We start from the raw sequence: 20,848 nt of genomic DNA, 5'->3' as shown, positions 1-20,848 counted from the left end.
CCCGCCGGGGTCGCGGTTAGGTGACCCTAAGTGATCAAAGCCACCGTTCCGTGATCCCGTGACGCTTGTCGCCTCTCCGGTAATTACGCAACAATGGTGTTGTGAAATACGCGGGCGAGGCTCCACAGAGCCCCCCGGCCGAAGAGGCCGCCGGGGCGGGACGAGTCCTGCCCGGGCCCGCGCGCGAGGACCAGCAGCGCGTTCACGACGAGCACCGCGGCACCCGTAACCGCGTGGTCCGCTCGATCCTCGACCACGGTCCGTCCACCGCGGCCGAGCTGGCCGTGCGCCTGGAGCTGACCTCGGCGGCCGTCCGCCGCCACCTCGACACCCTGGTCGCCGAGGGCGTCGTCGAAGCCCGCGAGAAGCGGGTCTACGGCGCTCGCACCCGCGGCCGCCCCGCCAAGGTCTTCGCGCTCACCGACTGCGGCCGGGACGCCTTCGACCAGGCCTACGACAAGCTCGCCGCGGACGCCCTGCGCTGGATCGCCCGGTCCGCCGGCGGCGGCGAGACGGGAGAGGCCGCGGTCGCGGCCTTCGCCCGCGCCCGGATGGCCGCGCAGGCCGAGGCGTACCGCAAGGCCATGGCCGCCGCAGCGCCGCAGGACCGCACGGAGGCCCTCGCCCAGGCATTGACCGCGGACGGGTACGCTGCTACGGCGCGTAGCGCGCCGGTCGGCGAACAGCTTTGCCAGCACCACTGCCCGGTTGCCCATGTCGCCGAGCAGTTCCCGCAGCTGTGCGAGGCGGAGACCGAGGTCTTCTCCAGCCTGCTCGGGACTCATGTGCAGCGTCTTGCCACCATCGCCCACGGCGACGGTGTGTGCACGACGTTCATCCCCAAGAAGACCACCACCGCATCCACCAGCACGGCCGGGAGGAACCCCGCATGACTCTCCCCACGGAGACTGCCCACCCTGAGCTCGAGGGCCTGGGTACCTACGAATACGGCTGGGCCGACTCCGACGCGGCCGGTGCCGCGGCCAAGCGAGGCCTGTCCGAGGAGGTCGTCCGCGACATCTCGGCCAAGAAGTCCGAGCCCGAGTGGATGCTCAAGCTCCGCCTCAAGGGCCTGCGGCTCTTCGAGAAGAAGCCCATGCCGACCTGGGGCTCCGACCTGTCCGGCATCGACTTCGACAACATCAAGTACTTCGTCCGCTCCACCGAGAAGCAGGCGGCCACCTGGGACGACCTGCCTCAGGACATCAAGAACACCTACGACAAGCTGGGCATCCCCGAGGCCGAGAAGCAGCGCCTCGTCGCCGGTGTCGCCGCCCAGTACGAGTCCGAGGTCGTCTACCACCAGATCCGCGAGGACCTGGAGCAGCAGGGCGTCATCTTCCTCGACACCGACACCGCCCTGAAGGAGCACCCCGAGCTCTTCCAGGAGTACTTCGGCACGGTGATCCCCGTCGGCGACAACAAGTTCGCCTCGCTGAACTCCGCCGTGTGGTCCGGCGGCTCCTTCATCTACGTCCCGCCGGGCGTCCACGTCGACATCCCGCTCCAGGCCTACTTCCGTATCAACACGGAGAACATGGGCCAGTTCGAGCGGACCCTGATCATCGTCGACGAGAACGCCTACGTGCACTACGTCGAGGGCTGCACCGCCCCGATCTACTCCTCCGACTCGCTGCACAGCGCCGTCGTGGAGATCATCGTCAAGAAGGGCGGCCGCTGCCGCTACACGACCATCCAGAACTGGTCGAACAACGTCTACAACCTGGTCACCAAGCGCGCCGTGGCCTACGAGGGCGCGACCATGGAGTGGGTCGACGGCAACATCGGCTCCAAGGTGACGATGAAGTACCCCGCCGTCTACCTGATGGGCGAGCACGCCAAGGGCGAGACCCTGTCCATCGCCTTCTCCGGCGAGGGCCAGCACCAGGACGCCGGCGCCAAGATGGTCCACATGGCGCCCAACACCTCCTCCAACATCGTCTCCAAGTCGGTGGCGCGAGGCGGCGGCCGCACCTCCTACCGCGGCCTCATCGAGATCGCCGAGGGTGCGAAGGGCGCCAAGTCCAACGTGCTCTGCGACGCCCTGCTGGTCGACACCATCTCCCGGTCGGACACCTACCCCTACGTCGACGTCCGCGAGGACGACGTCTCGATGGGCCACGAGGCGACCGTCTCCAAGGTCAGTGAGGACCAGCTCTTCTACCTGATGAGCCGCGGCCTGTCCGAGGACGAGGCCATGGCGATGATCGTGCGCGGTTTCGTCGAGCCGATCGCCCGCGAGCTGCCCATGGAGTACGCACTGGAGCTCAACCGGCTGATCGAGCTGCAGATGGAAGGCGCGGTCGGCTGACCTCGCCCTCGGCCCCCGACCGCAGCGAACCTTTTGTGACAGGAAGAGAGCACGACGACAGCCATGGCTGACAACACTCCCGCCGGCAGCACGACCGACGGCGCCATCCAGGTGGGCGGCCCGAGGCAGCCCATCGACGCGCGGGTCAGCGCCCCCGCCTCGTACGACGTGGCGGACTTCCCCGTGCCGCACGGCCGTGAGGAGGAGTGGCGGTTCACCCCGCTGGAGCGCCTCCGCGGCCTGCACGACGGCACGGCGGTCGCCGACGGCGCCGGCGTCAAGGTCGAGGTGACCGCCCCCGAGGGCGTCACCGTGGAGACCGTCGGCCGGGACGACACCCGGCTCGGCCGGGCCGGCAAGCCCGTCGACCGGGTCGCCGCCCAGGCGTACAGCTCCTTCGAGAAGGCCTCGATCGTCTCGGTCCCCAAGGACACCGTGCTCTCCGAGCCCGTCCGGATCTCCGTGCACGGCGAGGGCGGTGTGGCCTTCGGCCATCAGGTCGTCGAGATCGGCGCCTTCGCCGAGGCCGTCGTGGTCCTCGACCACACCGGTGACGCCACGCTCGCCGCCAACGTCGAGTACGTCATCGGCGACGGCGCCAAGCTCACCGTCGTCTCCGTGCAGGACTGGGACCCCACCGCGGTGCACGCCGCTCAGCACACCGCGCTGGTCGGCCGCGACGCCTCCTTCAAGTCCGTGATCGTCACCTTCGGCGGCGACCTGGTCCGCCTCCACCCCCGGGTCGTCTACGGTGCCCCCGGCGGCGAGGCCGAGCTCTACGGCCTGTACTTCACCGACAAGGGCCAGCACCAGGAGCACCGCCTCTTCGTCGACCACGACACCCCGCACTGCCGCAGCAACGTCGCCTACAAGGGCGCGCTGCAGGGCAAGGACGCCCACGCCGTCTGGATCGGCGACGTCCTCATCCGCGCGGAGGCCGAGGGCACCGACACCTACGAGCTGAACCGCAACCTCGTCCTCACCGACGGCGCCCGCGTCGACTCGGTCCCCAACCTGGAGATCGAGACCGGTGAGATCGTCGGCGCCGGCCACGCCTCGGCCACCGGCCGCTTCGACGACGAGCAGCTCTTCTACCTGATGGCCCGCGGCATCCCCGCCGACGAGGCCCGCCGGCTGGTCGTCCGCGGCTTCTTCGCCGAACTCGTCCAGCAGATCGGCATCCCGGACCTGGAGGAGCGCCTCATCGCCAAGATCGAGGCCGAGCTGGAGGCGTCGGTGGCATGAGCGAGTTCGTCAAAGTAGCCGCCCTGAGCGAGCTGGAGGAGGACACCCCCAAGCGGGTGGAGCTCGACGGCACGCCCATCTCCCTCGTGCGCACCGAGGGCGAGGTGTTCGCGATCAATGACATCTGCTCGCACGCGAACGTCTCCCTCTCCGAGGGCGAGGTGGAGGACTGCCACATCGAGTGCTGGCTGCACGGCTCCAGCTTCGACCTCCGCACCGGCAAGCCCGACGGCCTCCCCGCCACGCGGCCCGTCCCCGTTTACCCCGTCAAGATCGAAGGGGACGACGTGCTCGTCTCCGTCACCCAGGAGTCCTGAGTTCCCCATGGCAACGCTTGAGATCCACGACCTGCACGTCTCCGTCGAGGCCGAGAACGGCCCCCGGGAGATCCTCAAGGGTGTCGACCTGACCGTGAAGCAGGGCGAGACCCACGCCATCATGGGCCCCAACGGCTCCGGCAAGTCGACCCTGGCGTACTCGCTCGCGGGTCACCCCAAGTACACGATCACCGGCGGCACCGTCACCCTCGACGGCGAGGACGTCCTGGAGATGTCCGTCGACGAGCGCGCCCGCGCCGGCGTCTTCCTCGCCATGCAGTACCCGGTCGAGGTCCCGGGCGTCTCGGTCTCCAACTTCCTGCGCACCTCCGCCACCGCCGTCCGCGGCGAGGCCCCCAAGCTGCGCACCTGGGTGAAGGAGGTCAAGGAGGCCATGGCGCGTCTCCAGATGGACCCGGCCTTCGCCGAGCGCAACGTCAACGAGGGCTTCTCCGGCGGTGAGAAGAAGCGCCACGAGATCCTCCAGCTCGAGCTGCTCAAGCCGAAGGTCGCCATCCTCGACGAGACCGACTCCGGCCTGGACGTCGACGCCCTGCGCATCGTCTCCGAGGGCGTCAACCGCGTGCGCGAGACCGGTGAGGTCGGCACCCTGCTGATCACCCACTACACGCGCATCCTGCGGTACATCAAGCCCGACTTCGTGCACGTCTTCGCCAACGGCCGCGTCGTCGAGTCCGGCGGCGCCGAGCTGGCCGACAAGCTGGAGAACGAGGGCTACGAGGCTTACGTGAAGGGTGGCGCAACCGCGTGACGATACTGCTGCCGGGCCTCCTCGACACCGAGGCGATCCGCAAGGACTTCCCCATCCTGGACCGCGTGGTCCACGGCGGGAAGAAGCTCGTCTACCTGGACAACGCGGCGACCTCCCAGAAGCCGCGCCAGGTGCTCGACGTGCTCAACGAGCACTACGAGCAGCACAACGCCAACGTCCACCGCGGCGTGCACGTGCTCGCCGAGGAGGCCACGGCGCTGTACGAAGGCGCTCGTGACAAGATCGCCGCTTTCATCAACGCCCCCAGCCGCGATGAGGTGATCTTCACCAAGAACGCCTCCGAGTCCCTCAACCTCGTGGCGAACATGCTCGGCTGGGCCGACGAGCCCTACCGGGTGGACCACGAGACCGAGATCGTCATCACGGAGATGGAGCACCACTCCAACATCGTGCCGTGGCAGCTGCTCTCGCAGCGCACGGGCGCGAAGCTGAAGTGGTTCGGCCTCACCGACGACGGCCGCCTCGACCTGTCGAACATCGACGAGATCATCACCGAGAAGACCAAGGTCGTCTCCTTCGTGCTGGTCTCCAACATCCTGGGCACGGTCAACCCCGTCGAGGCGATCGTCCGCCGCGCCCAGGAGGTCGGCGCCCTCGTGGTGATCGACGCCTCCCAGGCCGCCCCGCACATGCCGCTGGACGTCCAGGCCCTCCAGGCCGACTTCGTGGCCTTCACCGGCCACAAGATGTGCGGCCCCGACGGCATCGGCGTCCTCTGGGGCCGCCAGGAGCTGCTCGAGGACCTGCCGCCGTTCCTCGGCGGCGGCGAGATGATCGAGACCGTCTCGATGCACTCCTCGACGTACGCCCCGGCGCCGCACAAGTTCGAGGCGGGCACGCCCCCGATCGCCCAGGCCGTCGGCCTCGGCGCCGCGGTGGACTACCTCACCTCGATCGGCATGGAGAACATCGCCCGGCACGAGCACGCGATCACGGAGTACGCGATCGGCAGGCTCCAGGAGGTGCCCGGCCTGCGCATCATCGGCCCCACCACGGCCGAGGACCGCGGCGCCGCCGTCTCCTTCACGCTCGGCGACATCCACCCGCACGACGTGGGCCAGGTCCTCGACGAGCTGGGCATCGCGGTCCGTGTCGGCCATCACTGTGCCCGCCCCGTCTGCCTGCGGTACGGAATTCCGGCGACCACGCGAGCGTCGTTCTACCTGTACTCCACCCCCGGTGAGGTCGACGCGCTGATCGAGGGCCTGGAGCACGTCCGGAATTTCTTCGGCTGACGCGAGGGCTGGCTGACTGTGAAGCTTGATTCGATGTACCAGGACGTCATCCTGGACCACTACAAGAACCCGCACGGGCGGGGCTTGCGGGACGGCGACGCCGAGGTGCACCACGTCAACCCGACGTGCGGCGACGAGATCACCCTGCGCGTCCGCATGTCCGGCGAGACCGTCGAGGACGTCTCCTACGAGGGCCAGGGCTGCTCCATCAGCCAGGCCAGCGCCTCGGTGATGAACGAGCTGCTGGTGGGCAAGGACCTCGCCGAGGCCCGCCGGATCCAGGAGACGTTCCTGGAGCTGATGCAGTCCAAGGGCCGGATCGAGCCCGACGACGCGATGGAGGAGGTGCTGGAGGACGCCGTGGCGTTCGCCGGCGTCTCCAAGTACCCGGCGCGGGTGAAGTGTGCTCTGCTGAGCTGGATGGCGTGGAAGGACGCGACCGCCCAGGCCCTGGGCGAGGTCGCTGAAAGGAAGACCGCATGAGCGACGAGACGACCACCAAGCCGGCCACCGAGGAGGAGGTCCGCGAGGCCCTCTACGACGTGGTCGACCCCGAGCTGGGCATCGACGTCGTCAACCTCGGCCTCATCTACGGCATTCACATCGACGACGCCAACATCGCCACCCTCGACATGACGCTGACGTCCGCGGCCTGCCCGCTGACCGACGTCATCGAGGACCAGGCGAGGTCGGCGACCGACGGCATCGTCAACGAGCTGCGCATCAACTGGGTCTGGATGCCGCCGTGGGGCCCGGACAAGATCACGGACGAGGGCCGCGAACAGCTGCGGGCCCTGGGCTTCAACGTCTGAGTCCCGGCCTTCCGCACTTCCCCGGCAGCCCGCCCCCCGACGCGCCGAGCGTCAGGAGGCGGGCTGCTGCTGTGTTGCGCAGTGGATGCCGCCACCGCCCTCGGCCAGCATGGGGATCTCCACCGCCCTGACCGCGCGGCCGGGGTACAGGGCGCCGAGGACGGTCGCCGCCTCCTCGTCGGCCCGCGGGTCGCCGAAGCGCGGGACGAGCACGGCGCCCCCGGGCCCGCCCGTCACGTAGTAGTTGACGTAACTGCCGAGGAAGTCGGGACCCCGCTTGCCCAGCACGGCCTGGTCGGGCTCGGGCAGTTCGATGATCTCCAGGGTGCGGCCGTGGGCGTCGGTGGCGGCCTCCAGGGCCGCGCGGGCCTGCTCGTACACCCGCGTCCACACATCGGGCCGGGTGCTTGCGGGCGGGCGGCTGAGGACGACCACGGCGGGGGCGGCGAAGCGGGCGAGGGCGTCGACGTGGCAGTCGGTGACGTCCTCGCCGCGCACCCCCTCCAGCCAGATCACCTTGCGGACGCCGAGCAGGCCGGTGAGTGCCTGCTCGATGTCGTCGCGGGACCGGCCGGGGTTGCGGTTCTCGTCGACCACGGAGCTTTCCGTGACGAGGAGGGTGCCGTCGCCGTCGGTCTCCAGCGAGCCGCCCTCGGCGACGAGCGGGGCCTCGATGCGGGGGATGCCGAACGCCTCCAGGACGCGGCGGGCCACCAGGCCGTCGCGGGGGTGTGCCTGCTTGCCGCCCCAGCCGTTGAAGCCGAAGTCGATGCCGGAGACGGTCCCGTCGTCGCCGGTGACGAAGACGGGCCCGGAGTCGCGCAGCCAGAGGTCGTCCACCGGCACCGGGGCCACCTCGACCGCGCCGCCGCACGCCCTGCGGGCGTCCGCCGCGTCCCCGGGCGAGGCGAGCAGCACGACCGGCTCGTGGTCGGCGATCGTACGGGCGAGGGCGGCGACGTCCGCGCGCACGGCGGCGGTGTCCCGCCCCCAGACGGAGTCGGCGGGGGGCCAGCCCATGAAGGTCCTCGCGTGCGGCCGCGTCTCGGACGGCAGGTGATTCATCGTCGGGTCCCCTCGTGCCGGTCGGGCTCGCTCCGTGCCGAAGCTACCCGAAACGGGGGCAGGGACCGTCGTCGCGGCCGGGTCAGAGTCCGCCCACGTACAGCAGGCGGTTGGGGGTGCCCGGCTTGAGGTCCGTCACCACGTCCTTGGTCGCCTGGCCGATCAGCCAGTCGATCACGGCCGGTGAAGTCGCGCCGGGAGTGCGGGCCTTGTAGAGGACCGCGGCGCCCGTCACGAAGGGAGACGCCTGGGAGGTGCCGCTCTTGGTGGTGGTGCCGCCGCCGACCTTGTCCGAGACGATGTCCTCGCCCGGGGCGAGGATCCGGGCGCAGGCGCCGTAGCTCGAGAAGTCGGTCATCTGGTCCATGCGGTTGATCGCCCCGACGGCCAGCGCCGACAGCGCGCCGGAGGGGGAGTGGTTGCAGGCGCTGTCGTTGTTGTTGCCGGCCGCGACGACGGGCAGCACGCCCTTGGCGGCGACGTTGTTGACCGCGGTGTCGATCACGTGCGAAACGGGGCCGGTGAGCGAGGCGTTGACGACCGAGGCGGGCTCGGCGTGCGCGGCCACGTAGTCGAAGGCCGCGACCACCCGGGCGGCCGTGGTCCGCCCCGAGCAGTCGAGCACCCGGACGCTGACCAGCGCCGCCTTGCGGGCCACGCCGTAGGACTCGCCGCCCACGACGCCCGCGACGTGGGTGCCGTGACCGCTGCCCGTCGGGCAGTCCTTGCCGTCGCCGCCGGAGGTCACCAGGTCGGTGCCGTTCCGAGCCCGGCCGCCGAAGTCGGGGTGGGAGTAGTCGATTCCGGTGTCCACGATGTAGGCGGTGCCGCCCTCGCCGGTGGCGGTGACGTTGAACTGGTTGTCGAGCGGCAGCCGGTGCTGGTCGATGCGGTCCAGGCCCCAGGACTGGGTGGGCACCCAGGACTGCGTGGGGGCCCGGGACTGCGTGGGGGCCCGACTGCGGGCCGCGGTACTGTCGCCGTCCTCGCTGCCCTCGCCCTCGTCCGCCTGGGAGTAGATCGCGTCCTCCTCGACGGCCTCGACGTCGGGCGCGCTGCGCACGGCCTCCAGCTGCTCGGGCGTGAGCGTGGCGGCGAAGCCGGTGAAGGCATGGGTGTAGACGAAGTCCGGGACCACGCCGAGCCGGGTGGTCAGGGTGCGCGGGCTGGAGCCCTTCCGCAGGGTGACGATGTAGTGGTTGGGCACGGGCTGGCCCGGGGTCCGGTGCAGCGGGGCGAGACGGGCGGAGCGCTCCGGGCCGGGCTCGGGCCGGGCGGTCGCGGCGGAGGGCGCGGTGACCAGGGGGATCGCCAGGAGGAGGGCTGCTGCGGAGAGCCGGTGTTTCGGCAGTCTCATGCGGGGTCCGTTTCGGGGCGTCGACGGCGGAAGCGGGTCGGTTGCGGGGTCGGTTGCGGATCGGTTGCGGAGTGTCGGGGATTGCTCCCCGAGCGTTACCTCAAGGGATATGTCGACTTTGTTCCCGATGGCGATCCGGGCTGGGCCGAGTGGTGGGCGGCGCTGGGCCATTGGCGTTACGCGCGGCACCGGGCGGGGACGGGCACCGGTTCGCCTTGAGGGGCCCTGTCCGGTTAGGTTTTCGGACATGACCGATGCTGTTGACACCACCCGCACCACCGGCGCCGTCGCCGCCGGCCTCGCCACCGTCGCCGCGGACGGCACCGTCCTCGACACCTGGTTCCCCGCTCCCGAGCTGGTCGAGGCGCCCGGCCCGGCCGGCACCGAGATGCTGACCGCCGAGCGGACCGAGGAGCTGCTGGGCGAGGCCGCCCTCAAGGCCGTCGGGCCGGACTCGCGCCGCGGGGTCACCGTCGTCGCCGTCCGCACGGTCATCGCCTCGCTCGACGACAAGCCGGCCGACACGCACGACGTCTACCTGCGCCTGCACCTGCTCTCCCACCGCCTGGTCAAGCCGCACGGCCAGAACCTGGACGGGATCTTCGGGCTGCTCGCGAACGTCGCCTGGACCTCGCTCGGGCCCGTCGCCGTCGACCAGCTGGAGGCGGTGCGGCTGAACGCCCGGGCCGAGGGGCTGCACCTCCAGGTCACCAGCGTCGACAAGTTCCCGCGCATGACCGACTACGTCGCCCCGTCCGGCGTCCGCATCGCCGACGCCGACCGCGTCCGCCTCGGTGCGCACCTGGGCTCCGGCACCACCGTCATGCACGAGGGCTTCGTCAACTTCAACGCCGGCACGCTCGGCACGTCCATGGTCGAGGGCCGCATCAGCGCGGGCGTCGTGGTCGGCGACGGCACGGACATCGGCGGCGGCGCCTCCACGATGGGCACCCTCTCCGGCGGCGGCAAGCAGATCATCTCCGTCGGCGAGCGCTGCCTGCTCGGTGCGGAGTCGGGCATCGGCATTGCGCTGGGCGACGAGTGCGTGGTGGAGGCCGGGCTGTACGTCACGGCGGGGACGCGGGTGACGCTGCCGGACGGCGAGGTCGTCAAGGCGCTGACGCTGTCGGGGGCGGACAACATTCTGTTCCGCCGGAACTCTTCTACTGGTGCGGTGGAGGCTCGGCCGTACAAGAGTTCGTGGGGTGGGCTGAACGAGGTTCTGCACAGCCACAACTGAGGTGGGTGGGCGGGGTTTTTCTCCCCCACCCCGCCCCTTCCCGAAACTGAGGGCTTCGCCCCCAGACCCCCTGTGGGGGCGGTGCCGGGGCTGCGCCCCGGCCGCCGGGTCGGGGGCTCCGCCCCCCGGCCCCCGGTCCTCAAACGCCGGACGGGCTGAATTTCCGCCCTCCCGGGCTGGATTAGCGCCCGTCCGGGCTGGTTGCGTCCTCGTACGCCCTCAGCAGCGCCTCCGTGCGCTCCTTCGGCGCCCCCCGCAGTGGTGCCCTCACCGGGCCCGACGGCAGGCCCAGGGCTCCCAGCAGTGCCTTTGCCGTGACCGTGCCGGGGAGGCCCGCGCACATCATCTGTTCCGTCAGGGGCAGGAGGCGCTGGTGGAGGCGGGTCGCCTCCGCGTTCTCGCCTCGGTCGTACGCGTCCAGCATCGCCGCCAGCGCCGGGCCCGCGACGTTCGCCACCGTGCTGACGTAGCCCGCCCCTCCCACCGCCCGCAGCGGGAGGTTCAGTTCCTCGCAGCCGGAGTAGTACGCGAGGTCCGTCGCCGCGATCACCTTCGAGCTGCCGAGCAGGTCGTACGCGCAGTCCTTGACCCCGGCGATGCGCGGGTGCTCGGCCAGGCGCAGCATGGTGTCGGGCTCGATGCGGGTGCCCGTGCGGCCCGGGATGTCGTAGAGCATCACCGGGATGCCCACCGCGTCGGCCACCGTGCGGAAGTGCTCCGCGATGTCCTCCTGCGGCGGCTTGCTGTAGTACGGGGTGACCACCAGGACGCCGTGTGCGCCGGCCCGCTCGGCCGCCCGGGCCAGTTCGACGGTGTGGCGGGTGTCCGCCGAGCCCACCCCGGCCGTGATCCGGGCGCGGTCGCCCACGGCCTCGGCGACGGCCGTGATGAGGGCGCTCTTCTCCGCGTCGGTGGTGGTCGGTGACTCCCCGGTGGTGCCGCTGAGGGCGAGGCCGTCGCAGCCGCCCTCCGTGACGAGGCGGTCGGCGAGCCGCTGGGCGCCGTCGAGGTCGAGGGCGCCGTCGGGGGTGAACGGGGTCACCATCGCACAGACGGTACGGCCGAAGGGGCTGGTGGGTGGCATGGCGTCACGCTCCGGAATCGGGTCTCTCCCCCGGATTCTGGGCCCCTTCGACCGTACAGGTCTATTTAAATGTTCTGACCGACTTTCCTAAGGGATGCTACGGCTTCCAGCGCAGCACCTGGGGGTCGTGGTCGCTCGCCTGGTCGGCGAACTCCGCGTTGACGTGGACGATGTCGTAGTCGACCCGGCTCAGGTGACGACTCGTCAGGATATGGTCCAGGACCTGGGAGTTGCCCTGGTAGACATAGCCGTACCGCTCCTTCTTGGGGAGCCTGGCGACCTGGTCGGTCAGCACGCCGCCCGCGGTGAGGGTCTTGAGGGCGGGCGAGAACTGGTAGTCGTTGAGGTCGCCCGCGACGATCACGTTCGCCTTCTTGTCGGCCGCGAGGAGCTGCTTGACGAAGGCGTTGACGGCCTGGGCCTGCTCGGTGCGCTGCTTCTCCGAGCTGCGGGCCGGGGGCTGGAAGCGGCTGTCGAGGCCCTGGTCGCCGCCCTTGGAGTTGAAGTGGTTGGCGACGACGAAGACGTCCTTGCCCCGGAAGGAGAACTGCCCCACCAGCGGCTTGCGGCTGTTCGTCCAGGCCGGGTTCGCCGGGTCGATCCGGCCGGGGGAGGCGGACAGCGTCGCCTTGCCGCCCTGGCGGACGATCTTGACGGGCGTGGTGGAGTCGCCGCCCGGGATGTCCTTGAAGGAGACGCGGGCGGGGTTGTAGAGGAAGGCGATCCGGATGTTGCCGCCCGGCTGGCCGCCGTCCTTGTCGTTGACGGGGTCGATCTGCCGCCACTGGTACGCCGGGCCGCCCGCCGCGGCGATCGCGTCGGTGAGCTTCTTCAGCGTCGGCCCGGCGTCGACCGTGCCGTCGTCCGTGGTGCCGTTGGCGTCCTGGACCTCTTCGAGGGCGACGACGTCCGGCGAGGCGAGGTTGGTCACCAGCGCGGAGGCCAGCCGGTCGAACTTCGCCTGCGGGGCCTTGGGGGAGAGGTTCTCCACGTTGTACGTGGCGACGGCCAGCTCGTCGGCCTTCTGCTTGCGCGTGGTCTCGCGGGCGAGCTTGTTGTCCTTGAGCGTGCCCAGCTCGGTCGCCTGGACGGTGTAGCCGCCGTGGTTGTCGTAGTCCAGCGGGCCGGCCGTGGTGCCGGTCAGCGCGTCCCCGACGTTCGCGACCGGGAAGGGGTGCTGGGCGAAGGGGATCAGCGAGGAGACCTTCACCCGGGCCGGGTTGGGGTCCTGGTACGAGCCGTAGAGCGTGCCGCCGCGCGCGGTGCGGTTGTGGCGGGGGTCGGCGGTGACCCACAGCTCGTGGTACTCGTTGGTGGGGCCGGTGACGGCGGCGTCGCGGATCTCGACCCGCATGCCCTCCAGGGATTCGTAGCGGTCCAGGGCGTACCGGTCGGGGCGGAGCGGCAGCTTCTCGATGGAGCCGCCGTGGGCGTCGGGCGCGTAGCGGGCCGGGATGCCGGCGGCGCTCAGCAGGACGGCGGGGGGCAGGGCGTTGCCCGAGGACCGCACGGTCCAGGTGGCCTTGGTGAGCTGGGTGACCGACTGCAGGCCCGCGGCCTCGCCGCCCGGGTAGTACTCGGCGACCGTGCCGGAGACGAGCACGGAGTCGCCGACGGCGACCTTCGGCGTCGTCGAGCCGGTGAAGACGAAGATGCCCTCGCTCGTGGCGGCGTCGTCGTCGGGGTTCGGGTCCTGGAACCAGAAGCCGCGCGCCGAGCCGAACGCCCTGACGGCGGTGACCACGCCCGGCACGTCCGCCACCTGCTGCCCGGCGAGCGGGGAGACGCGCGTCCTGCCCTGGATGTCGTGGATCCGCACTCCGGATCCGTCTGCCGCGCTCGCGGACTGGGCGGGGGCGAGGAGCCCCGCCGCGAGCGCGCCGGCTATGAGGGTGCCGACGGTGGCGGTGCGTCTGCGCGGGGAGCGGCTGATGGGCAGCACAAAGTCCTCCGTGAGGAGCGGTGAGGGGTTGAGTGGTGCGGTGTGGAGCGGTGGTGCGGAGGCGATCACACACTGTTGCAGTGGCGACACGCAATCTACGCGCGTCAATCTCCGGTGGGGAGGGGGTAGTTGTCAAGGGTCGGCAAACAGTTCGTCAGATCCTCCGGAAGGTGATCGTCCGCTGTTCGCCCGCCGTTCGGTCGCGGTTCGGCGGCCGGATGACAGGTGGACGGGAGGCGAGGCATGCGTGAACCGGGCGGGACGGGATGAAACCCGTCTAGGCTGGTGCACCGCGCGCCTCATCCACCGACCCGATCCACCGACTCCGGTGCGGCCCGGCGCGGCCGTCGCCACGAGGAGATGACCCCCCTGATGTCCGCAGACCGCCCGACCATGCCGCCGGTGCGGCTCCCCTCCGACGCGGAGCTGGCGCGGGACGCGCTCTCCGCGCCGCTGTTCGCCCGCGCCGCGAAGCTGGCCCGCTGGGCCGGCGAGGGCACCCCGGTCGGGGCGGGCGGCGAGCTGCTCTCCGGGCAACTGGCCACCGCCACCGGGCTGCTCGGGCTGACGGAGGACGAGGACGGCCCGGCGTACGCCGCCGAGGCGTGGCAGCTGGCGCTCGACACGGGCCTGGTGGAGTTCACGGAGGACGCCGGGGAGGAGGCCGCCGACGCCGACCCCGACGAGCCCTCCGGCACGGCCGTGGCCGGCGAGGAGCTGGCCACGCTGACCTCGGGCAGCCCCCAGGACATCCTGGACCTGTGGCTCAGCGGCGTGGAGACCGTGCTGGCCGACGCGGCCACGCCCGACCTCGCCGACCTGGTCGACCAGCTCGCGGAGACCACGGACTCCGGGCAGATCGACCTCGACGCCATCGACTGGAACCCCGAGGAGGAGGCCGACTTCCTCGACGGCATCCTCGGCAATCTCTACCTGCTGACCGCCGTCGGCGAGGGCTCGGCCGAGCGGCCCGTGCCGCTGCCCGCCCTCGCCGCCTCCATGATCGTCCCGGATGACATGGACGAGCCGACGGACGACGTCCTCGAAGAGGTCTCCGACGCCATGATGCGGCTGGACGACCAGTTCCGGATGCTCGCGCCCACCGGGCTGGTGACCTACCGGCCCGTCGACGAGGCCCTCATCGAGATGGTCGACGGCGAGGCCCACGTGCGCGAGTCCGTCGACGGCGTGGCCTCCGAACTCCCCGAGGAGGAGGACGTCAGCCGCTACGGCCTGGTCGCCCTCACCCCGCTCGGCCTCTTCGCCGTACGGGCCCGGATGCTGGAGGCCGGCGTCGACGCCCCCGCCGTGGGCGACCTCGCCGAGGGCGGCGCGGACGCGCTCCTCGCGGCGCTGCCCGGCCACCCGCCGCAGGCCGTGCGGGCCGAGACGGAGCTGTGGCTGGCCCGGCGCACCCCGCTGGACGCGGCCCGCGAGCTGCTCGCCGCCGCGCGCGGGAACGACGCGGAGGCGCCGGGCCGCCGGCTGATCTGCCAGCAGACGCTGGCCCTGCTGGGCGCCCCGGCGGAGCCCGCCCTGCGCGAGGTCCTCGACGACCCCGAGCTGGGCGGCCTGGCCCGCGTCTGGCTCGCCGAGCACGGTGCGGCGGACATCCCCGAGCCCGGTGAGGCCATGGTCCTCTGGCTGACCGTGGACACCGTCGCCGCGCAGCTGTCCGTGGCGGGGGAGACGGAGGAGCTGCGCGAGCTGGTGGAGGCGCTGGCCGGGCAGCACAGCGGCTTCTTCGACGCCGCGTGGCGGGTGGACCACCCGGCCACGGCGGAGGTCCTGGAGGCGATGGGCCGCCTCCACCCGGACAAGCGGATCGCCAAGCAGGCCCGCAAGGCGGCCTTCAAGGCCCGCTCGCGCAGCTGATCAGCTGATCCCCGCCCGGCGCGGGCTCAGGGCGTGTCCGGTACCGGCGGTACCGCCGTACCCGCTACAGCGCCCGCGCCGCCGGCTCGATCAGGTCGCGGACCGTCTTCGCCTTCACGTAGTCGCCGATGGCCGTCATCTCCCACTCGCCCGAGTACTGGCGGACGAACTTGCACATCAGCACGCCCGTCTTCGGCTCGGAGCCGGTCAGGTCGAAGCGGACCAGCTCCTCGCCCGTGGCGGCGTCCAGCAGCCGGCAGTACGCCTTGGCGACCTCGGTGAACTTCTGGCCGTTGAAGGAGCTGACGGTGAAGACCAGGCCCGTCACCTCCTGCGGCAGGCCGCCCAGGTGGACGGTGATGGTCTCGTCGTCGCCCGAGCCCTCGCCGGTGAGGTTGTCGCCGGAGTGCTGGATGGTGCCGTTGAGGATCTGGAGCCTGCCGAAGTAGCAGGCGTCGACCATGTTGCGGTCGGGGCCGTAGGCGATGACCGAGGCGTCCAGGTCGATGGCCCGGCTGCTCCAGGCGGGCTCCCAGCCGAGGCCCATCTTCACCGAGCGGGTCAGCGGCCGGCCGCCCTTGACCAGGGACACGGTCTCGTTCTTCCGCAGGCTCACGCGGCCCTTGTCGAGGTTGACCTTCCCCGAGGCCGGGGCCGGAGCCGCAGGCGCGGTGGCGGGTACGGGCGGGGCCGCGGCCGGCATCGGGGGAGCGGCGGCCGGCACGGGCGGGGCCGCGGCGGGCTGCGCCGGCTCCTCCACGCTCACGCCGAAGTCCGTGGCGATCCCGGCCAGGCCGTCCGCGTAGCCCTGGCCGACCGCGCGGACCTTCCAGGCGCCGTTGCGCCGGTAGACCTCGACGACGACCAGGGCCGTCTCGGCGCCCAGCCGGGGCGGGGTGAACGTGGCGATCACGGAGCCGTCGTCCGCGCTGCGCACGGTGGCCGTGGGCTCGGTGCCCGCGAAGGTGGTGCCCGGGGCGTCCAGGCTGGCGGTGACCACGACCTTCTCGATGCCGGCGGGGACGGCCGCGGTGTCCACGGTGATCGCGTCGGGCACGCCCGCGGCGGCGGCGCGATGGGTCACGCCCGGCCCGGCGGGCTGGTTGTAGAAGACGAAGTCGTCGTCGGAGCGCACCTTGCCGTCGGCGGTGAGCAGCAGGCCCGAGACGTCGAGCCGCACCGGAGCGGTGACGTCCACCGTCACACGGGCGACGGAGAGCGGAAGGTTCGAGCCGGGTGTCATAGCGGTCATGCTCCCGATAACGAGCCGTCCGGCTTTACGGTTCCATGACCCGGAGAACGAATCGCCATCGGAATAATCGAACGTCAGTCGCTGCTCCATCCTCCGTCACAAGACATTGATCTTGATCAGGGGAGGGCAAGAGAATGCCGGACAAGAACATCGCACAGGGCACCGTCGCCGAGGGCTTCGAGCGGGTGCGCGAGGTGTTCGAGCAGACGCTGGCCGAGGAGCGGGCGGGCCACTCCGCCCAGCTGGCCGCGTACGTGGACGGCCGTCAGGTGGTGGACCTGTGGGGCGGGCCGGAGATCCGGGGGGACTCGCTCACCGGGGTCTACTCCTCCACCAAGGGCGCCGCCCACCTCGTCGTCGCCCTGCTGGTCCAGGACGGCGTCCTCGAACTGGACCGGGAAGTGCGCCACTACTGGCCGGAGTTCGGCACCGCGGGCAAGGAGCACATCACCCTGCGGGACCTGCTGGCCCACCGCGCCGGGCTGGTCGGCGCCGACGGCGGCCTGTCCCCCGAGGAGATCGCCGACGACCGGGCCATCGCCGAGCGGCTGGCCGGCCAGCGCCCCTACTGGCGCCCCGGCACCGCCTTCGGCTACCACGCCCTGGTGATCGGGGCCCTGACCGGCGAGGTCGTCCGCCGCGCCACCGGGCAGACCCTCCAGGAGGTCTACGAGCAGCGCATCCGCGCCCCCTACGGCCTCGACCTCTACCTGGGCCTGCCCGAGGAGCACGAGCACCGGGTGCTCGACATCCAGCCCATGGACCCGACGCCCGAGCAGAAGCGGATCCTGGCCGAGACGCCGCGGGGGGCGGAGAGCCTGGGCGGCATCGCCTTCAACCGCAACCACCCGCAGCCCACCGACATCGAGTCGCTCCCCAACTCCCGCGCCGTGCGGGCCGGAGGCAACGCCTCCGCGGGCGGCGTCGGCAACGCGCGCGGGCTCGCCCGCATGTACGCGGCCGCCATCGGCGGGGTCGACGGCAAGGGGCCGCTGCTGACGCCCGACACGATCGCCCGGTTCGCCCAGGTCCACTCCGTCGGCTACGACCTGTCGCTGCGCATGCACAACGCCTTCGGGCTCGGCTTCGCCGCCATGTCGGACCGGTACCCGTTCCTGAGCGCACGCTCCTTCGGCCACAGCGGTGCGGCCGGCTCGCAGGCCTTCGCCGACCCCGCGGCCGGCCTGGCCTTCGGGTACAACCGGCGCCGCTACGCCTTCCCGGGCGGCGCGGCACCGGAGGCCGAGCGGCTGGCCAAGGCCGTGCGCGACTGCGTCACGGGCGGCTAGGCCCTGTCGGCACGGGCGGGCCGCCTCCCGCGGCCCGCCCTTCCGTCCCCGCTCCCGGGTCAGCCCGGTGACACGAACCCGCACTCGTAGGCGGCGATGACCGCCTGGGTGCGGTCCCGGACGCCCAGCTTGGCCAGCACCCCCGCCACATGCGTCTTGACCGTCGCCGCGCCCACCACCATCCGCTCGGCGATCTCGGCGTTCGACAGGCCCTGCGTCATCAGCCGCAGCACCTCCGCCTCGCGCTCCGAGAGGCGCCCGCGCAGCCGCTCCGCCTCCTCCCGCGAGGACCGCCGGTCCGCGTGTGCGGAGGCCAGGGCCCGTACGGCTGCGGGGAACAGCAGGGAGTCGGTGCGGGCCACCAGGCGTACGGCCTGGACGAGTTCGTCGGCGTCCGCGCGCTTGAGCAGGAAGCCGGAGGCGCCCGCGCGCAGCGCGTCGTACACATAGCTGTCGTTCTCGAAGGTGGTGACGACGAGGACGCGCGGCGGGTCGTCCGTGCCCGCCAGGATCCGCTCGGTGGCGCGGATGCCGTCGACCTCCGGCATGCGGACGTCCATCAGCACGACGTCCGGGCGCAGTTCGCGGACGAGCGGCACCGCCTGCGCGCCGGTCGCGGCCTCGCCGACGACCTCGATGTCCGGCTCGGCGCCCAGGATGGCGCGCAGGGCGGTGCGCACCATCTGCTCGTCGTCCGCCAGGACGATCCGTATCGGCGGCGTGCCCGGCCGCACCGCGGCGGTCACCGGGCCCCACCGCCCAGGGGCAGGCGCACGGCCAGCCGCCACACGCCGTCGCTCTCGCCCGAGGTGGCCTCGCCGCGCAGCAGCCGGGCCCGCTCGGCGATGCCGGGCAGGCCCCGGCCGCCGCCGCGGCGGCGGAGCGCGGACCCGGAACCGGGCTTCACCGGATTCTCCATGTCGACCTCCAAGTCGTCGTCGTGCACTGCGATCCGCAGCTTCACGGGCACCTGGCCCGCGTGGCGCAGGGCGTTGCCCAGTCCCTCCTGGACGATCCGGTACGCCTCGCGGGAGACGACCGGCGGCAGCCGGTCCAGGGGACCGGGCGCGACGAGCGTGACCGTGCCGCCCGCCGCGCGGGTGCGCTCCAGCAGCCCGTCCAGGTCGGCGAGGGTCGGTGCCGGTGCGGTGGTGGCCGGGCCCTCCTCGCGCAGCAGCCCGAGCACGGCGTCGAGTTCGCCGACCGCCTCGCGCGTCGTCGCCTCGATCGCGGCCAGCGCCTGCCGTGCGAACTCCGGGTCGGCGTCGAGCACCCGGCGCGCCGCGACCGCCTGGAGCGTCACCGCGCTCAGCGCGTGCCCGACGGAGTCGTGCAGCTCCCTCGCCAGCCGGTTGCGCAGGGCCAGTTGCATCGCGTGCCGCTCGGCCGCCGCCAGCCGGTCGGCGGCCGTCGGCCCCAGCAGGACGGGCGCACAGCGCGCCAGCAGGGCCCCCGCCGCCCAGGACAGACCCACGACCAGGGCCAGCAGCGCGAGCCCGGCCAGCATCGCCAGCAGCGACCAGAGCAGCCCCGGGCGCCCCAGGCCCCACGGCGCGAGGGCCCCGCCCGGCACCCCGGCGACCGGAACGGCGATCAGCGTCAGGGCGAGGGGCGGCATGGCCAGCGACATCCCGCTGATGAGGCCGCCCGTCAGCAGGTGCAGCGTGTACCAGGCGGCCGTGCGCCCCCTGGCCGCCCAGGACCTGCTCGGCCCCGCGTCCGGCCCGTTTCCCGGCACCCCGCACAGCGCCCGCGCCGCCCCGCTCTCCAGGGGCCGCACCAGGGGATGGAGGGCGGTGACCGCGGCGGGCGCCAGGGAGAGCGCGAAGACGAGGAACTGCCAGCCCAGGGACGAGGAGAGGAAGCCGCCCGACTCCGGCCGGACCAGCGTCACCAGCATGTTCGTCAGCAGGTAGTACGGCATCAGCAGCGCCCCGCCGAGCAGCAGGTGCACCCAGCGCAGCCGCGCCCGGCGGCCCAGGAGGGCGGCCGCCAGGCGTCGCGTACGGGCCGTCACGGGGTGCGCGGCGCAGCGGCCCGCCCGCAGAGGTAGCGGGCACCGGCCGCGAGCACCAGCAGTCCGATGATCATCTGCACAGCGTAGGTGACGAACATCAGCGGCGTCGCTGCCCGGTCGCCGTGCTGGGGTGCGGTCACCGACGCGACCAGCAGCCAGCCGCCCCAGCAGCCGGTCGCCGCCGAGCCCACCCCCGCGAGCAGCAGCGGTACGCGCAGCGGCAGCGCCCGTCCCGTCCGCCCGGCGAGCAGCAGCGCGAGGCCCGCCACGGCGGCGCCCGTGTACAGCACGTAGGACGCGTCCAGCACCGCGGAATCGGCGTCGTACTCCGCAGCCAGGCGGCCCGACAGCCCCGTGTGCGAGCCGCACGCCCACAGCAGGTGCACCGCCATGGGCAGCACCGCGAGCCCGGCCGCCGCCAGCGCCGCCAGCCGCTGCCCCTGCCCGGCCGGCCGGGCACCCGGGTCGCCGAGCCGGCCCTGCCACGTGTGCCCCCAGCGCTCGCGGGCGTACAGCACGAACAGCGCGCCCAGGGCCAGCCCCTGGACGATGAACCCGCCGTACACGGTGTCGAAGACCCACCCGTCCAGCAGCGGCCGGGCGTCCTTCGAGGATCCGGAAACGGTGCCCCCGAGCGCCCGGAGCAGCAGCTGGGCCGGGAAGCCGACCATGATGGGCGTCAGCAGCCCCACCGCGCCCCACATCGGCAGGGCCAGCAGCCACGAGGGGACGCGCCTGCCCCAGGGCCTGGTGAGGAGCAGGGCGAGGACGACGACGCACACGTCCATCAGCACCGTGGCCGCGTTGATCACCTTGAGCCATGCGCCTTCGGTGAGCAGCTCGCTGCCCTCGGGGATGCCGACGGTGCTGCCCGCGATCCAGGCGACCTTGAGGCAGAGGTAGGGCACGCAGGCCACGATGGCCACCCAGCGCAGGGTCCGGCGGACGGCGGCGCGGTCGGTGCCGGGAAGGATCTGTGTCGTACGGCTCATGGGTCCCAGGCTTCCGCGCCGC

19 protein-coding genes are annotated in these 20,848 nt (G+C 72.1%); 11 read left to right on the top strand and 8 right to left on the bottom strand.

Translation table 11 applies throughout. The annotated features are described in order from the left end of the window. Window positions 1–101 precede the first annotated feature (101 nt). From AC1Z4A_RS06310 to AC1Z4A_RS06275, 8 genes are all read left to right on the top strand, one after another. On the top strand, window positions 102–893 hold the full coding sequence (locus AC1Z4A_RS06310; RefSeq protein WP_483676846.1) for a helix-turn-helix transcriptional regulator: 792 nt from the start codon (window positions 102–104) through the stop codon (window positions 891–893). Further along, a complete protein-coding gene (sufB, locus tag AC1Z4A_RS06305) occupies window positions 890–2,311 on the top strand; it encodes a Fe-S cluster assembly protein SufB (protein WP_483676845.1) in 1,422 nt (473 codons plus the stop codon). Before AC1Z4A_RS06310 ends, sufB begins: the two co-directional genes overlap by 4 nt. Before the next feature lie 63 nt (window positions 2,312–2,374). Then, window positions 2,375–3,556: a Fe-S cluster assembly protein SufD gene (sufD, locus tag AC1Z4A_RS06300; protein WP_483676844.1), complete on the top strand. Its 1,182-nt coding sequence runs from the start codon at window positions 2,375–2,377 to the stop codon at window positions 3,554–3,556. Further along, window positions 3,553–3,873: a non-heme iron oxygenase ferredoxin subunit gene (locus tag AC1Z4A_RS06295; RefSeq protein ID WP_483676843.1), complete on the top strand. Its 321-nt coding sequence runs from the start codon at window positions 3,553–3,555 to the stop codon at window positions 3,871–3,873. Before sufD ends, AC1Z4A_RS06295 begins: the two co-directional genes overlap by 4 nt. A gap of 7 nt (window positions 3,874–3,880) precedes the next feature. Continuing rightward, a complete protein-coding gene (sufC, locus tag AC1Z4A_RS06290; protein ID WP_483676842.1) occupies window positions 3,881–4,645 on the top strand; it encodes a Fe-S cluster assembly ATPase SufC in 765 nt (254 codons plus the stop codon). 2 nt (window positions 4,646–4,647) lie between these two features. Further along, window positions 4,648–5,901 carry a cysteine desulfurase gene (locus AC1Z4A_RS06285; protein ID WP_483683516.1) on the top strand — a complete coding sequence of 418 codons (1,254 nt, stop codon included), beginning with the start codon at window positions 4,648–4,650 and terminating at the stop codon, window positions 5,899–5,901. 18 nt (window positions 5,902–5,919) lie between these two features. Then, a complete protein-coding gene (gene sufU, locus AC1Z4A_RS06280; protein ID WP_483676841.1) occupies window positions 5,920–6,384 on the top strand; it encodes a Fe-S cluster assembly sulfur transfer protein SufU in 465 nt (154 codons plus the stop codon). Further along, window positions 6,381–6,713, top strand: a complete 333-nt coding sequence (locus tag AC1Z4A_RS06275; protein WP_483676839.1) for a metal-sulfur cluster assembly factor — start codon at window positions 6,381–6,383, stop codon at window positions 6,711–6,713. Before sufU ends, AC1Z4A_RS06275 begins: the two co-directional genes overlap by 4 nt. 51 nt (window positions 6,714–6,764) lie before the next feature. Here the strand turns inward: AC1Z4A_RS06275 and AC1Z4A_RS06270 are convergent, their stop codons facing one another. Together AC1Z4A_RS06270 and AC1Z4A_RS06265 are read right to left on the bottom strand one after the other, a co-directional pair. Next, the gene (locus AC1Z4A_RS06270; protein ID WP_483676838.1) at window positions 6,765–7,778 is read right to left on the bottom strand and encodes an agmatine deiminase family protein; all 1,014 of its coding nucleotides are present in this window, start codon (window positions 7,776–7,778) and stop codon (window positions 6,765–6,767) included. A gap of 82 nt (window positions 7,779–7,860) precedes the next feature. Further along, on the bottom strand, window positions 7,861–9,135 hold the full coding sequence (locus AC1Z4A_RS06265; protein WP_483676837.1) for a S8 family peptidase: 1,275 nt from the start codon (window positions 9,133–9,135) through the stop codon (window positions 7,861–7,863). A gap of 247 nt (window positions 9,136–9,382) precedes the next feature. On the opposite strand from AC1Z4A_RS06265, the gene dapD reads away from it, so the two are divergent. Beyond that, window positions 9,383–10,375 (top strand): 2,3,4,5-tetrahydropyridine-2,6-dicarboxylate N-succinyltransferase, encoded by a 993-nt coding sequence (dapD, locus tag AC1Z4A_RS06260; RefSeq protein ID WP_483676836.1) that lies wholly within the window; start codon window positions 9,383–9,385, stop codon window positions 10,373–10,375. Between the two features lie 181 nt (window positions 10,376–10,556). On the opposite strand, the gene dapA is transcribed toward dapD, so the two are convergent. Both dapA and AC1Z4A_RS06250 read right to left on the bottom strand, forming a co-directional pair. Beyond that, entirely contained in the window at window positions 10,557–11,459 is a 903-nt protein-coding gene (gene dapA / locus AC1Z4A_RS06255; protein ID WP_483676835.1) for a 4-hydroxy-tetrahydrodipicolinate synthase, read from the bottom strand. Between the two features lie 97 nt (window positions 11,460–11,556). Continuing rightward, on the bottom strand, window positions 11,557–13,398 hold the full coding sequence (locus AC1Z4A_RS06250) for an endonuclease/exonuclease/phosphatase family protein (RefSeq protein WP_483683515.1): 1,842 nt from the start codon (window positions 13,396–13,398) through the stop codon (window positions 11,557–11,559). Window positions 13,399–13,773: 375 nt separating this feature from the next. On the opposite strand from AC1Z4A_RS06250, the gene AC1Z4A_RS06245 reads away from it, so the two are divergent. Then, window positions 13,774–15,276: a hypothetical protein gene (locus AC1Z4A_RS06245; RefSeq protein WP_483676834.1), complete on the top strand. Its 1,503-nt coding sequence runs from the start codon at window positions 13,774–13,776 to the stop codon at window positions 15,274–15,276. A gap of 64 nt (window positions 15,277–15,340) precedes the next feature. On the opposite strand, the gene AC1Z4A_RS06240 is transcribed toward AC1Z4A_RS06245, so the two are convergent. Next, window positions 15,341–16,519 carry a TerD family protein gene (locus AC1Z4A_RS06240; RefSeq protein ID WP_483676833.1) on the bottom strand — a complete coding sequence of 393 codons (1,179 nt, stop codon included), beginning with the start codon at window positions 16,517–16,519 and terminating at the stop codon, window positions 15,341–15,343. 143 nt (window positions 16,520–16,662) lie between these two features. Between AC1Z4A_RS06240 and AC1Z4A_RS06235 the strand changes: the two genes are divergently transcribed. Further along, window positions 16,663–17,817, top strand: a complete 1,155-nt coding sequence (locus AC1Z4A_RS06235) for a serine hydrolase domain-containing protein (protein WP_483676832.1) — start codon at window positions 16,663–16,665, stop codon at window positions 17,815–17,817. 59 nt (window positions 17,818–17,876) lie between these two features. Here the strand turns inward: AC1Z4A_RS06235 and AC1Z4A_RS06230 are convergent, their stop codons facing one another. Genes AC1Z4A_RS06230 through AC1Z4A_RS06220 form a run of 3 tightly spaced genes read right to left on the bottom strand, consistent with a single transcriptional unit; the run spans window position 17,877 to window position 20,826 of the window. Continuing rightward, a complete protein-coding gene (locus AC1Z4A_RS06230; RefSeq protein WP_483676831.1) occupies window positions 17,877–18,563 on the bottom strand; it encodes a response regulator transcription factor in 687 nt (228 codons plus the stop codon). Continuing rightward, on the bottom strand, window positions 18,560–19,834 hold the full coding sequence (locus AC1Z4A_RS06225) for a sensor histidine kinase (protein WP_483676830.1): 1,275 nt from the start codon (window positions 19,832–19,834) through the stop codon (window positions 18,560–18,562). Before AC1Z4A_RS06225 ends, AC1Z4A_RS06230 begins: the two co-directional genes overlap by 4 nt. Next, entirely contained in the window at window positions 19,831–20,826 is a 996-nt protein-coding gene (locus AC1Z4A_RS06220) for a hypothetical protein (protein WP_483676829.1), read from the bottom strand. Before AC1Z4A_RS06220 ends, AC1Z4A_RS06225 begins: the two co-directional genes overlap by 4 nt. Window positions 20,827–20,848 lie beyond the last annotated feature (22 nt).

It is taken from the genome of Streptomyces sp. 17_S59 (assembly GCF_056930295.1).
Note: the sequence above shows the minus strand (reverse complement) of the source record. Positions and strands in the feature narration are given on the sequence as shown.